Below are 12,561 nucleotides of genomic sequence, written 5' to 3' on the forward strand. Positions count from 1 at the left end.
ACGACATGGTTGCTCTAGCGCTCGTCCTCACGGTTCTCAGCTGGGTACTGCTCGCCTTCTTCCTGATGTTGGTGGCGCGGTTCGTCCTCAGTCTGATCGTCATGTTCGCGCCGCAGTGGCACCCGAAGGGGCCGCTGCTGCTCTTCTTCGAGTTGATCTACTCGGTCACCGATCCGTTCCTGCGGCCGCTGCGGCGGATCCTGCCCCCGATCGGGGCCGGCGGGATCCGGATCGACCTGTCCATGCTGATGCTGTTCGTCATCGTCTCGCTGGCGATGTCGATCAACTCGACCGCACTCCGGTCACTGTGACCCAGGGCACCGGAGGTGGTACGGAACCGGTGAATCGCCCGCCGAGTCGGAGGGTGAGGACGCCGGGGACGGGGTAGGTAAAGTCTCGACAACGGGGCCGTTTCGTTGCTGGCGTCCGCCGGTTGTGGGCCGTTATTGCCCGCCCGGATTCCGTTAGAACACAACGAAGCGATAACGTGATCTACTGAGTCGCCGAGGTGAAGGCCACGGGGACTCCGCCAAGACACAGACAAACGAGGTGAAAGATGCCGCTGACGCCGGATGACGTCCGCTCGAAGCAATTCACGCCCGTCCGACTACGGGAGGGCTACGACGTCACTGAGGTCGACTCCTTCCTCGACGAGGTCGAAGCCGAGCTCGAGCGACTTCTCGCCGAGAACGAGGAGCTGCGGGCCAAGCTCGCGGCAGCTCAGCGCGCCGGTGCTGGACAGGAGCGGCCGGTCGACCAGACCGCCGCGCTGCCGCCCGTCGTGCAGCAGCCCAAGCCGCCGGTCGTGGTCGAGAAGCCGGAGGAGAAGCCGCCCGTCGTCACCGCGCCTGTAGTGGCCGCGGGGGCTGCTGCCGCGGCAGGGACCGTCGGCGACGCCTCCAGCTCCGCCGTACGGCTGCTGGAGATGGCGACCAAGCACTCCGACGACCTGGTCCAGGAGGCGAAGGACACCGCCGACAAGATCATCGGCGAGGCCCGCGCCAAGGCCGAGCGGCTGGAGAACGAGGCTCGCGGCAAGGCCGACCGGATGACCGGTGAGGCTCGCGCCCGCGCCGAGAAGCTGGACGGCGAGATCGCCGAGCGCCGGGCTCAGATGCTCGGCACGCTGGAGAAGCAGAAGGGCCAGCTGGAGCGCACGATCGACGACCTGCACGCCTACGAGCGCGAGTACCGCAGCCGGCTGAAGACGTACTTCACCGAGCAGCTCAAGGCGCTGGGCAACGGCGACGACACGCTCAGCCCGCGCAACGGCTTCCGCCCGGAGGCCCGCGCCCAGGCACACGGTCACGGCGTCTAAAAACCTCGGGCTCTGCTGCATCCGAGAAGGGGCGGTGCTTTCCGGCGGCACCGCCTCTTCGTCATGTCCGGGCCCTTTTGACACACCGTCCGGTAGCGGTAACACGGTGTCGTCACCATCAGGGCCAGGCCAGAGGTTCCTTCCGGCCGCTCAGCGTTTCCACATCGCTGAGTCGCAGCCGGTACGGCGTGAGCCGCAGCAGCGAGGGTGATTCCCTGTTGGATGCCGCGCCTCCGGCGCGGGGGTCACGGGGCGGGGCCGGACCATCGGGGAACACACTCCAGAAGTCATAGCCGAGTGGGGCCGGGGCATCCCGGTACAACTCCCACACTCGTTGCCGGGTCGCCGTATCGTCGACCCACTCCGCCCGGCAGTCCGCCACCGCCACTTCCTGGCCGGGCTCCCAGTAGCTACAGCTCAAATACGGGCTGTAAGCAAGATGCCGCACCTTCACCGGTGTCGCCCGGGTGACAATCCACCCGATCAGCCCGCCTCCGGCCGTCTCCGCCGGCCCGGCCGCGGGACTCCCGATCTCGTCGGTCGTTTCCCAGAGCGGATGCAGGATCCGGGTTCGCGGCCGGTTGTCCCGGCCGACCGTGGCCACCGTGCACCACACGATCCGATGCGCTCTCTCGATGAACTCCTTTTGCACAACCATGGTTGTAGATTAACCGATGCACAACCGTGGTTGTATAGTTCGGCGGTATGGAGTTCGATCCGGCGGAAGCCGACCTGTCGCTGGCGTCGCTGTTCACCGGCTGGGCGCTGGCGGACAAGCTCCAGCGCCGGCTCGTCGCCGACGGATTCATCGACACGCGGTTCGCCGACGGTGTGGTGTTCCAGCATCTGGTCACCGGACCGGTGACGATCAGCACACTGGCCGAGCGGCTCGGTGTCACCCAACAGGCCGCGTCGAAGACGGTCGCCGACCTCGAGAAGCGCGGCTACCTCAGCCGCGAGGCGGATCCCGCCGATGCCCGAGCCCGACGCATCGTGCTGACATCGAGGGGTGAGGGTGTGATCGCGGCGGCCAGGCAGCACCGGGCGGCATTGGATGCGGAACTTCGTCAGACTCTGGGTGACGATCGGGTCGAGCAGGCGCGATTGCTGCTCGTCGAGGCGATCAGCCTGCTGGGCGCCGCCCCGGCCTTGCGGGCCAGGGCGGCACGCCCACCACGCTGACGTCAGGCCTTGGTGAGCCAGTAGGTGAGTTGGAGATCCTCTTCAGTGCCGGCGGCAACGTCCGCGGACTCCGACGGGGCCGACTGGCTGAGCTCGACGGCGAGGACCTCGCGGGCGATCTCGTCGGCGTGCTTGCCGAGGGCATCGGTCAGGTCGGAGTCGGTGGAGGTCAGCCAGACCCTGATCCGGTCCGACACCTCGAGACCCGCGTTCTTCCGGGCCTCCTGCAGCGTCCGGACCACCTCGCGGGCCAGGCCGGCCTGCTTGAGCTCCGGGGTGACTTCGAGGTCGAGGGCAACGGTCTCGCCCTGCTCGTTCACCACCGACCAGCCCTCGCGCGGCCGCTCCGACAGCAGTACGTCGGACTCGCCGACCTCGACGTTCTCACCGTCGACCACGACCGTCGCCGTACCGGACTCCTTCAGGGCCGCGGCCAGGGCGGCGGCGTCGGCGGCGGCGATCGCGGCGGCGACCACCGGGGTCTGCTTGGCGAACCGCTTGCCGAGCTCGCGGAAGTTGCCCTTGGCAGAGAACTCGACCAGGTCGGCGCCGGCCGAGGAGAGCGGCTCGACCGAGCCCACGTTCAGCTCGTCGGCGATCTCCCGCAGCAGCTCGGCGGACAGGTCCGCGATCGCGGCCGACCCGACCAGGGCGCGGGACAGCGGCTGGCGCGTCCGCACCTTCGCCTCCGCCCGCGCGGACCGGCCGAGCTCGACGACCCGCCGCGCCATCGACACGTGCTGCGCGAGCCCGTCGTCGATGAGTGTCGCGTCGTACGCCGGGTAGCTCGTCAGGTGCACCGACTCCGGCAGACCGGGCGTGACCGGGCGGAACACGTCCTGCCAGACCCGCTCGGTCACGAACGGCGTCAGCGGCGCCATCACCCGGGTGAGGACGTCGAGCGTCTCGTGCAGCGTGGCCAGCGCCCCGGGCTCACCGGCCCAGAAGCGGCGACGCGAACGCCGTACGTACCAGTTGGAGAGCACGTCGACGAACGAGTTGATCAGCGAACCCAGCCGCTGGGTGTCGAAGTCGGCGTAGGCCTCGTCGGTGTCCCGGACCAGCCGGTGCGTCTCGCTGACCAGCCACCGGTCCAGCACCGAGCGCTCCGCCACCGGCGGTACGTCGGCGGTCGGCGACCAGTCGGCCAGCCGCGCGTACAGGGCGTGGAACGCGACCGTGTTCCAGTAGGTGAGCAGCACCTTCCGGACGATCTCGTTCAGCACGTTCGGCCCGATACCGCGCGCCTTCCACGGCGACCCGGAGGCGGCCATGAACCAGCGCACCGCGTCCGCGCTGTGGTCGTCCATCAGCGGGATCGGCTCCAGGATGTTGCCCAGGTGCTTGGACATCTTCCGGCCGTCCTCGGCCATGATGTGCCCGAGGCAGACGACGTTGCGGTACGACGACTCGTCGAAGACCAGCGTGCCGATCGCCATCAGCGTGTAGAACCAGCCACGGGTCTGGTCGATCGCCTCGGAGATGAAGTCGGCCGGGTACGCCTGCTGGAACTTCTCCGTCGAGCCTTCGGCCCACGGGTAGCCCCACTGCGCGAACGGCATCGCGCCCGAGTCGTACCAGGCGTCGATCACCTCGGGCACGCGCCGGGCCTCGGCACCGCAGGTCGGGCAGTCGAACGTGATGTCGTCGACGTACGGCCGGTGCGGGTCGGTGGCGCTCAGGTCCCGGCCGGCCAGCTCGCCGAGCTCGGCCAGCGAGCCGACGCACACCTGGTGGTCGTCCTCGCACCGCCAGATCGGCAGCGGCGTACCCCAGTAGCGGGACCGGGAGACGGCCCAGTCGATGTTGTTCCGCAGCCAGTCGCCGTACCGGCCCCACTTGACCGAGTCCGGGTACCAGTTGGTCTTCTCGTTCTCCCGGAGCAGGGCGTCCTTCACCTGCGTGGTGCGGATGTACCAGGAGGGGAGGGCGTAGTACATGACCGGGGTGTGGCAGCGCCAGCAGTGCGGGTACGGGTGCTCGTACGGGACGTGCCGGAAGAGCCCACCGCGCTCCTGCAGGTCCTTCACCAGGTCCTCGTCGGCCTTCTTGAAGAACTGCCCGCCCACCAGCGGTACGTCGGCCTCGAAGTGACCGTCCGACTCGACCGGGTTCACCACCGGCAGGCCGTACGCACGACACACCGCGAGGTCGTCGGCACCGAACGCGGGGGACTGGTGCACCAGACCGGTGCCGTCCTCGGTGGTGACGTACTCAGCGAGTACGACGTAGTGCGCCGGCTCGGGGAACTCCACCAGCTCGAACGGCCGCTGGTACGTCCACCGCTCCATCTCGCGCCCGCCGTACCGACCGGTGACCGTCCAGCCCTCGCCCAGCGTGCTCAGCAGCGGCTCAGCGACCACCAGCGACTCGGTGCCGTCGGTGGCGACGACGTACCGCACGTCTGGGTGCACTGCGACTGCGGTGTTTGAAACGAGTGTCCATGGGGTCGTCGTCCAGACCAGCAGTGATGCCTGACCCGCCAGCGGACCGGAGGTCAGCGGGAAGCGGACGTACACCGACGGGTCGATGACGGTCTCGTAGCCCTGCGCGAGTTCGTGGTCCGACAGACCGGTGCCGCAGCGGGGGCAGTACGGCGTGATGCGGTAGTCCTCGACCAGGAGGCCCTTGTCGTGGATCTGCTTGAGCGACCACCAGACGGACTGCACGTACTCGGGGTCCATCGTCCGGTAGGGCTGCTCCAGGTCGACCCAGTAGCCCATCCGGACGGTCAGCTCGTTGAACGCGTCGACGTGCCGCAGTACCGACTCGCGGCACTTGGCGTTGAACTCGGCGATGCCGTACGCCTCGATGTCGTTCTTGCCGTTGAACCCGAGTTCCTTCTCGACCGCGACCTCGACCGGCAGGCCGTGGCAGTCCCAGCCGGCCTTGCGCTCGACCCAGAAGCCCTTCATGGTCCGGTAGCGCGGGAAGACGTCCTTGAAGACGCGCGCCTCGATGTGGTGGGTGCCGGGCATCCCGTTCGCGGTCGGCGGGCCCTCGAAGAAGGTCCACGGCTCACCGCCGGCCGATACCTCGAGGCTTTTGGCGAAGGTGTCGTGCTGGTCCCAGTGGACGAGCACCTCGCGCTCGAGCGCGGGGAAATCCACCTGCGCCGGGACCTGCCGCCACGGAGTTGTTGCCATTTCTTCGTCGTCCTTCGTCGAGCCGTACTGCCTGCTGGACGAGGGACGAAGCGCCGGCGTGATTGCCGGCTCCGCGCGGTACCACCCTCCTTGGTGGCCGAGAGTTCCAGCCACCCACTTCCTTAACGCGTCGCTGCCGGTTCTAATAGGTCCCTGCGGACTGTTCTTCCGGCGGCTCCGGGGTGATGGCCCCATCACTGCCTTGCGGATCGCGGTTGTCAGTGTACGACTTCGTACCAGGCAACTACGAATCGTTAATCAGTGGTCAGGCGAGAATTCAGGCATGAGAATTCTGCTGCGGGTCAAACCGGGCGCCTCCCGGACGACGGTCGGCGGCCGGTACGGCGGTGCCGGCGATGGAGCTGGGGGCCCGGCGCTGGTGGTGTCGGTCACGGCCCGTGCGGTCGACGGGCAGGCGACGAAGGCTGTCCTCGAGGCGGTGGCGACGGCGTTCGGCGTACGACGCGCCGCGGTGACGTTGGTGCGGGGAGCGACCAGCAGGGACAAACTGGTCGCGGTGGAGGGGGAGGAGAGCGTACTCAGGCCGAGGCTCGAACATTTGCTCGGCTGAAATGCAGCGGGACGCCGAAATGCTGCTGTGACGCGCGGAACATCGAGTGAGCTTGAAGACTCGACTACCGTATGTCCACGGTCTGCGCGTCGGACTGGCACGTGCTGGGCACGTGGCCTAGTGTCTTGCGACCAGTCCGCTTCAGTCTCCGACGAAGGCAGGGGGTAGCTGACCATGGCTACATCGGCTCCCAAGAAGACCGCCCCCCAACGCACTGCCGCGGCCAAGAAGAGCGCCGCGAAATCAGCTGAACCGGCCACGAAGACCACGGCCCGGAAGGCACCGGCGAAGACCACGCCGGCGAAGAAGACTTCCGCGAAGAAGACGGCGGCGAAGAAGTCGACCGCCTCGACCGCGGCGAAGAAGGCTCCGGCCAAGAAGACCCCTGCCAAGCAAGCTCCGACGAAGAGGGTGGCCATGAAGACGAACGAGAACAGGACACCGGCGACGGCGCCGGCGAAGTCCGCAGCAGGCAAGGCAGAGACCCTCACGGTGAAATCCGGCGAGACCCCGTGGACGGCGGCCGAGCTGGCCGAGCTCCGCGGTGAGCTGGAAGCCGACGTGGTGCACCTGAACAAGGAGATCCGCGACGCCGAGCAGGAGATCGTCGGGCTGCTCCGGGACGGCGGTGACGGCGCCGGCAACGACCAGGCCGACGTCGGCTCCACCACGCTGGAGCGCGACCACGAGATGTCGCTGGCGAACAACGCCCGGGACATGCTGGACCAGATCGAGCGGGCGCTGTCCCGGATCGAGAACGGCACCTACGGCATCTGTGAGAGCTGCGGCAACGCGATCGGCAAGGGTCGGTTGCAGGCGTTCCCGCGTGCGACACTGTGCGTGTCATGCAAAGAACGCGAAGAACGCCGCTGAGCGACCCCGACACGTCCCACCAGGCAGGGGACGCACCCCCCGAGCCAACGGAACCGGCCGACTCCCCGTCGGCCGGTTCTCCGTCGTCTCCGGAGCCTGCCGAGGGCGACGCCGTACCCACTGAGGGTGAGAGCACGCCTGCGCGGCGTGCATCGTGGAAGTTGATGGTGCTGTTCGCGGCGGTCGGGCTGCTGATTTTGTTCTTGGATCAGCTGACCAAGGCGCTGGCGTTGGAGCATCTGACGCCGGGGGAGCCGGTGAACGTGATCGGGAGCTTCCTGAAGTTCAACCTGATCCGGAACTCCGGGGCCGCGTTCAGTCTGGGTGCGGGGTATACGCCGTACATCAGCGCGATCCAGATCATCGTCGCGCTCGGCGTGGTCTACCTGTCCCGCAAGCTCGGGTCGGTCGGCTGGGCGGTCGCGTTCGGGCTGCTGTTCGGCGGCGCGGTCGGCAACATCCTCGACCGGATCTTCCGCGAGCCGTCGCCGTTCCACGGGCACGTGGTGGACTTCCTGCAGACGCCGCACTGGGCGATCTTCAACGTCGCGGACATGGCCGTCACCTCGGCCGCCGTGCTGCTGGTGCTCCAGACCCTGCGCGGGATCAGGCTCGACGGAACCAAGGAAATCAAGAAGTGAGCGGCGACTCCAGGACCGTGATGGTCCCGGACGGTCTGGCCGGTGAGCGGCTGGACGCGGCGCTGTCCCGGCTGTTCGGCGTGTCCAGGACCAAGGCCGCCGAGATGATCGAGTCCGGCCTGGTCCAGGTCGACGGCGCCCCGGCGCCCAAGTCTGCCCGGGTCGCGGCCGGCGTCATCCTCGACGTCGAACTGCCACCACCGCCCGCCGAGGTCACCGTCGTCCCCGAGAAGGTCGAGAACCTCCGGATCGTGTACGACGACGACGAGATCATCGTGGTCGACAAGCCGGTCGGTGTGGCCGCGCACCCGTCGCCGGGGTGGACCGGCCCGACCGTGATCGGCCACCTGGCCGGCGCCGGGTTCACCATCTCCACCAGTGGTGCCGCCGAGCGCAAGGGCATCGTCCACCGGCTCGACGTAGGCACCTCCGGGCTGATGGTGGTGGCCAAGACGGAATACGCGTACACCGTGCTGAAGCGCGCCTTCAAGGAGCGGACGGTCAAGAAGATCTACCACGCGCTGGTCCAGGGCCACCCCGACCCGTTCACCGGGACCGTGGACGCGCCGATCGACCGGCACCCGCACCACGACTACAAGTTCGGCGTCGTCGCCGGCGGCAAGCCGAGCGTGACCCACTACGAGACGCTCGAGGCGTTCCGGTACGCGACCCTGCTCGAGATCACCCTCGAGACCGGCCGCACCCACCAGATCCGCGTCCACATGGCCGCGATCGGCCACCCGTGCTGCGGTGACCTCACCTACGGCGCCGACCCGGTCCTCGCCGACCGGCTCCAGCTCAACCGGCAGTGGCTGCACGCGATGCGGCTCGGCTTCGACCATCCGGGTTCGGGCGAGTACGTCGAGTTCACCTCGGAGTACCCGGCCGACCTCGACCACGCGCTCGATCTGCTCGTCGACAGTCAGTGAAGCTCTATCTGTCGTCGTTCCGTCTCGGCGACCATCCCGAGCGCCTGGTCGCGCTCCTCCCGCCGGCCGCGCGGGTGGCCGTCATCTGCAACTCGATCGACGCCGAGTCTCCCGCCGTACGCCGGGAGAAGGTCGCCGAAGAGATCGCCTGGCTCACCGAGCTGGGCCTCCAACCGGAGGAGCTCGACCTGCGCTCGTGCACCGGCGACGCCCTACAAGCAGCGCTGAGGTCGTACGACGGTGTGTGGGTGCGCGGCGGCAACGTCTTCGTCCTGCGTGCCGTGATGGCACAGAGCGGAGCAGACCAGATCCTGCCGGAGCTGATCCGCTCCGAGCAGATCGTGTACGCCGGTTACAGCGCCGGACCGTGTGTCCTCGCGCCGAGCCTGCGCGGTCTGGAGTTGTGCGACGACGCCGACGCGGTCGACGGCGAGATCATCTGGGACGGCCTCGGTCTCCTCGACCACGCGATCGTCCCGCACCTCGACTCACCTGGTCACCCCGAGACGGAACTGCTGGAGAAGGTGGCCGGCCTCTACGTCCGCACCGGCGTCCCCTACCTCCCCATGCGCGACGGCGAAGCCCTTGTGATCGACGGAAACCGCCGCGAGCTCGTCAAAGCTGATCGGCGAGCCTGACGACGGCCGCGACCACCTCCGGCCCATGGACCAGCGCTGCATCGTTGTGGTCGGCTCCCGGGATCTCGACCAGGTCCTTCACCGTGGGCGCCGCCTCAGCCACCTCACGGCTCTGGTCCGGCGGTACGACGGAGTCGTCGCTGCCGTAGACCACGGCAACCGGCGCCTTCACGTCGGCCAACTGCTCTGCCAGCGGGAACTTGTCGCGGAGCAGCAGCCCGACCGGCAGGAACGGGTAGTGGGTCTGCCCGACCGACGCCAGGTCGATGAACGGCGACCGCAGGACCAATGCACCAGGCGCCACTGAGGTCGCCAGCTCGGTCACGACCGCAGCACCGAGGCTCTCCCCGAAGTACACGATCCGCTCCGCCGGTACGCCGGACTCGACCAGGTAGCCCTGTGCCGCACGCACGTCCCGGGCCAGCCCTCGCTCACTCGGACTGCCTTCGTTGCCGCCGTACCCGCGGTAGTCGAACAGCAGCACGGTCAGCCCCTCAGCGGCCAGCGCCTGAGCGAGTGGAGCCCGTCCGGCCCGGTTGCCACCGTTGCCATTGGCGACCAGTACGGCGACGCCGCGGTCCGGCCCGCTAGGCCGCAGCAGCCAAGCACCCAGCTTCACGCCGTCACTCGTCTCCAGCGCCACGTCCTGGACACCCGCACTGCCACTCACCGCGGTCGTGTCGGGCAAGTAGATCAGCTGCCGCTGATACCCCCACAGCACGGCCAGCAGCAGGAGGACTACCGACCCCACGATCAGCGCCATCCGCACCATGCCCTCAGTGTGCGCCGAGCCGGTCTCAACTGAGCGGATCCGGCCTACATTGAGGCATGGCGGAGTCGAAGCCCGTCGCGACGGCTCGCGGCCGGCTGCCGGCCGAGCTGACGAGTTTCGTGGGGCGTCGTCGTGAGCTGGCGGACACCAGGCGGTTGCTGTCGAGCAGCCGTCTGCTGACGCTGACCGGTGCCGGGGGAGTCGGCAAGACCCGTTTGGCGTTGCGGATGGCCGGAGAGGTACGACGTACCTTCGCCGACGGGGTGTGGTTCGTGGAACTGGCCGCACTGCGCGACCCGGCGCTACTCGGTCACACCCTGGCTGGTGCACTCGAGCTGAGCCAGGTGTCTGCCAACCCGACCGCTGACCTGGCCGAGTACCTGGAGGACAAGCACCTGCTGCTGGTGCTGGACAACTGTGAACAGGTAGCCGAGGCATCCGCCGTACTGGCGAGCAAACTGCTGGCCGCCGCGCCACAGCTCCGGATCCTGGCGACCAGCAGACACGTGCTGGGTGTGGAAGGTGAGCAGGTTCTGTCGGTGCCTCCGCTGTCGACACCGCCCGCTGAAGCCCTGGCCGCCGACGCCGATCAGTACGAGTCGCTGGTGCTGTTCGCCGACCGGGTCCGGTCCGTGCTGCCCGAGTTCGAGGTCGACGAGAAAAACCGGGCCCAGGTGATCGAGGTGTGCCGGCAGTTGGACGGCGTACCGCTCGCGCTCGAGCTCGCGGCGGTCTGGATGCGGACGCTGACGCTGACCCAGATCCTCGACCGGCTCGAGGACCGCTTCCGGCTGCTGGCGTCCGGGCGGCAGGCCGGGCCGGCTCGTCAGCAGGCGCTCGACGCCGCCGTGACCTGGAGCTATGACCTGTGCTCCCCTGCTGAGCAGCTGCTGTGGGAACGGCTGTCGGTGTTCTCCGGCGGCTTCGACCTCGAAGGCGCGGAGGAGGTCTGCTCCGGCGACGGCATCGCGCGCGAGGAGGTTCTCGATCTCGTCGCCGGCCTGGTGAACAAGTCGATCATCACCCGCACGGTCGCCACCGACCACGTGGTCGCCTGGTACGACATGCTCACCACGATCAGTCAGTACGGCGGAATGCGGCTGGCCGAGGCCGGCCGGACCCGCGAGCTTCGGCTCCGGCATCGGGACTACTGCCGGACGCTGGCCGCCGGGTGGGCGGAGGACAGCTTCGGTCCGCGCCAGGCCGACTGGTACATCCGGATGCGGCGCGAGCACGGCAATTTGAGGGTCGCGCTGGACTTCTGCCTGTCCGAGCCCGATGAGGGGCCGGCCGCGGTGGAGATCGCCGCACCGCTCTGGAACTTCTGGTTCGCCGGCTTCCTGCGCGAGGGCCATCGCTATCTCACCCGGGCGCTGGACGCTGCGCCGGAGCAGACGCCGGCGCGGGCACTCGGGCTCTGGGCGGGCAGCTACCTGGCGATGTTCCTCGGGGAGACCGAGCAACTCGGCCGGCTGCTGGCCGAGTGCGAAGAGCTCGCCGAGCGGTACGACGACGATCGGCTGCGAGCCCGGATCGCCGAGGTCGCGGGGCATGCGCTCATCTATCAGGGCGACCTGGCCGGTGCGATCGGCCGGCTCGAGGAAGGGCTGGCCGGGTTCCGCGCGGTGGGCGATCAGCTCGGCGAGTTCGACGTACTCGTTCTGTTGTCGGCGGCAACGTTCTTCATCGGCGATCCGCGGGTGGAGGGGTTCAGTCGGCAGGCGTACGAGCTGGCCGAGTCCCGGGGTGCGGTCTCGTCGAAGGCGTATGCGCTGTGGAGTGTCGGCATCGTCCAGTGGCGTGACCACGATCAGGTCGACGAGGCGATGCAGTCGTTGCGGGAGGCGATCCGGTTGTGGCAGCCGCTGAACGACCGGACCGGGATCGGGTTCTGCGTCCAGGCGCTGTCCTGGTGTGCCGGATCGGGCACGCCGACCGAGCAGGCGGCCCGATTGATGGGTGCGTCGCGGGCGGTCTGGCGGTCGAGTGGAGCACATGTCGACGAGACGACGCCGTACAGCCAGTTCGACGATCAGACCGAGGCGCGGATCCGGGCCGTGATCGGCGACGCCGCGTTCGACGCTGCGTTCCAGGTCGGCGCGGCGTACTCCTTCGATCAAGCAGTCTCGCTCGCGTTGGGGCAGGAGAGCGGGCGGGAACGGACGGCGAAGCCGGGGATGGCCGGCCGGCTGACCCGGCGCGAGCACGAGATCGCCGTCCTGATCGGCGAGGGCCTGAGCAACCGGGAGATCGCCGCCCGGCTCGTCATCTCTCAGCGCACCGCCGAGACCCACGTCGAACACATCCTCAGCAAGCTCGGATTCGCCTCCCGCACCCAGGTCGCCCGCTGGGTCGCGGAGCACCCCGGGAAGTAGGACCCGGCCGAATCAGGCCGAAAGGTTCCTTGACGCGACGGCGTACCTCCGTAGCCATATCCGTAGGTGTACCGATGTGTGGGCGCGCTCTCATGGGGATCCTTGCTGACAACGTT

The 12,561-nt window shown here is 68.5% G+C and carries 12 protein-coding genes; 9 read left to right on the plus strand and 3 right to left on the minus strand.

Annotation, left to right across the window (positions count from 1 at the left end; all coding sequences use genetic code 11):
- The first annotated feature begins 5 nt into the window (after positions 1-5).
- Complete coding sequence (locus ACGFIF_RS03765) at positions 6-311, plus strand: YggT family protein (RefSeq protein WP_132206882.1); 306 nt, start codon at positions 6-8, stop codon at positions 309-311.
- Between the two features lie 245 nt (positions 312-556).
- Complete coding sequence (locus ACGFIF_RS03770; RefSeq protein WP_393151078.1) at positions 557-1,318, plus strand: DivIVA domain-containing protein; 762 nt, start codon at positions 557-559, stop codon at positions 1,316-1,318.
- Positions 1,319-1,436: 118 nt separating this feature from the next.
- Here the strand turns inward: ACGFIF_RS03770 and ACGFIF_RS03775 are convergent, their stop codons facing one another.
- Complete coding sequence (locus ACGFIF_RS03775; protein ID WP_393151080.1) at positions 1,437-1,976, minus strand: hypothetical protein; 540 nt, start codon at positions 1,974-1,976, stop codon at positions 1,437-1,439.
- Between the two features lie 47 nt (positions 1,977-2,023).
- On the opposite strand from ACGFIF_RS03775, the gene ACGFIF_RS03780 reads away from it, so the two are divergent.
- On the plus strand, positions 2,024-2,500 hold the full coding sequence (locus ACGFIF_RS03780) for a MarR family winged helix-turn-helix transcriptional regulator (RefSeq protein ID WP_393151082.1): 477 nt from the start codon (positions 2,024-2,026) through the stop codon (positions 2,498-2,500).
- A gap of 2 nt (positions 2,501-2,502) precedes the next feature.
- Here ACGFIF_RS03780 and ileS read toward each other — a convergent pair whose 3' ends face one another.
- Positions 2,503-5,646 carry an isoleucine--tRNA ligase gene (gene ileS / locus ACGFIF_RS03785; protein ID WP_393151084.1) on the minus strand — a complete coding sequence of 1,048 codons (3,144 nt, stop codon included), beginning with the start codon at positions 5,644-5,646 and terminating at the stop codon, positions 2,503-2,505.
- A gap of 283 nt (positions 5,647-5,929) precedes the next feature.
- Here ileS and ACGFIF_RS03790 point away from each other — a divergent pair, with 283 nt between their 5' ends.
- From ACGFIF_RS03790 to ACGFIF_RS03810, 5 genes are all read left to right on the plus strand, one after another.
- Positions 5,930-6,217 carry a DUF167 domain-containing protein gene (locus ACGFIF_RS03790; protein WP_393151086.1) on the plus strand — a complete coding sequence of 96 codons (288 nt, stop codon included), beginning with the start codon at positions 5,930-5,932 and terminating at the stop codon, positions 6,215-6,217.
- A 174-nt stretch (positions 6,218-6,391) separates the two neighbouring features.
- Entirely contained in the window at positions 6,392-7,090 is a 699-nt protein-coding gene (locus tag ACGFIF_RS03795; protein ID WP_393151088.1) for a TraR/DksA C4-type zinc finger protein, read from the plus strand.
- A gap of 164 nt (positions 7,091-7,254) precedes the next feature.
- Positions 7,255-7,731: a signal peptidase II gene (gene lspA / locus ACGFIF_RS03800; RefSeq protein ID WP_393151090.1), complete on the plus strand. Its 477-nt coding sequence runs from the start codon at positions 7,255-7,257 to the stop codon at positions 7,729-7,731.
- 20 nt (positions 7,732-7,751) lie between these two features.
- Positions 7,752-8,660 (plus strand): RluA family pseudouridine synthase, encoded by a 909-nt coding sequence (locus ACGFIF_RS03805; RefSeq protein WP_393153627.1) that lies wholly within the window; start codon positions 7,752-7,754, stop codon positions 8,658-8,660.
- Positions 8,657-9,298, plus strand: coding sequence for a Type 1 glutamine amidotransferase-like domain-containing protein (locus tag ACGFIF_RS03810; RefSeq protein WP_393151092.1), 642 nt, complete (start codon positions 8,657-8,659; stop codon positions 9,296-9,298). The genes ACGFIF_RS03805 and ACGFIF_RS03810 overlap by 4 nt, the downstream gene beginning before the upstream one ends.
- On the opposite strand, the gene ACGFIF_RS03815 is transcribed toward ACGFIF_RS03810, so the two are convergent.
- Positions 9,276-10,070: an alpha/beta hydrolase gene (locus tag ACGFIF_RS03815; RefSeq protein ID WP_393151094.1), complete on the minus strand. Its 795-nt coding sequence runs from the start codon at positions 10,068-10,070 to the stop codon at positions 9,276-9,278. The two genes, ACGFIF_RS03810 and ACGFIF_RS03815, sit on opposite strands and share 23 nt — an antisense overlap.
- A 56-nt stretch (positions 10,071-10,126) precedes the next feature.
- Between ACGFIF_RS03815 and ACGFIF_RS03820 the strand changes: the two genes are divergently transcribed.
- Complete coding sequence (locus tag ACGFIF_RS03820) at positions 10,127-12,445, plus strand: ATP-binding protein (RefSeq protein WP_393151096.1); 2,319 nt, start codon at positions 10,127-10,129, stop codon at positions 12,443-12,445.
- Positions 12,446-12,561 lie beyond the last annotated feature (116 nt).

It is taken from the genome of Kribbella sp. NPDC049174, from assembly GCF_043197365.1.
In the GTDB taxonomy this organism is placed as follows: Bacteria; Actinomycetota; Actinomycetes; order Propionibacteriales; family Kribbellaceae; genus Kribbella.

Excerpts from the sequence above, each read along its gene's own strand:
- ACGFIF_RS03775 (WP_393151080.1), bottom strand. The coding sequence starts at position 1,976 with ATGGTTGTGCAAAAGGAGTTCATCGAGAGAGCGCATCGGATCGTGTGG.
- ACGFIF_RS03820 (WP_393151096.1), top strand. The coding sequence starts at position 10,127 with ATGGCGGAGTCGAAGCCCGTCGCGACGGCTCGCGGCCGGCTGCCGGCC.
- ileS (WP_393151084.1), bottom strand. The coding sequence starts at position 5,646 with ATGGCAACAACTCCGTGGCGGCAGGTCCCGGCGCAGGTGGATTTCCCC.
- ACGFIF_RS03780 (WP_393151082.1), top strand. The coding sequence starts at position 2,024 with ATGGAGTTCGATCCGGCGGAAGCCGACCTGTCGCTGGCGTCGCTGTTC.
- ACGFIF_RS03765 (WP_132206882.1), top strand. The coding sequence starts at position 6 with ATGGTTGCTCTAGCGCTCGTCCTCACGGTTCTCAGCTGGGTACTGCTC.
- ACGFIF_RS03790 (WP_393151086.1), top strand. The coding sequence starts at position 5,930 with ATGAGAATTCTGCTGCGGGTCAAACCGGGCGCCTCCCGGACGACGGTC.
- ACGFIF_RS03770 (WP_393151078.1), top strand. The coding sequence starts at position 557 with ATGCCGCTGACGCCGGATGACGTCCGCTCGAAGCAATTCACGCCCGTC.
- ACGFIF_RS03805 (WP_393153627.1), top strand. The coding sequence starts at position 7,752 with ATGGTCCCGGACGGTCTGGCCGGTGAGCGGCTGGACGCGGCGCTGTCC.
- ACGFIF_RS03815 (WP_393151094.1), bottom strand. The coding sequence starts at position 10,070 with ATGGTGCGGATGGCGCTGATCGTGGGGTCGGTAGTCCTCCTGCTGCTG.
- ACGFIF_RS03795 (WP_393151088.1), top strand. The coding sequence starts at position 6,392 with ATGGCTACATCGGCTCCCAAGAAGACCGCCCCCCAACGCACTGCCGCG.
- lspA (WP_393151090.1), top strand. The coding sequence starts at position 7,255 with ATGGTGCTGTTCGCGGCGGTCGGGCTGCTGATTTTGTTCTTGGATCAG.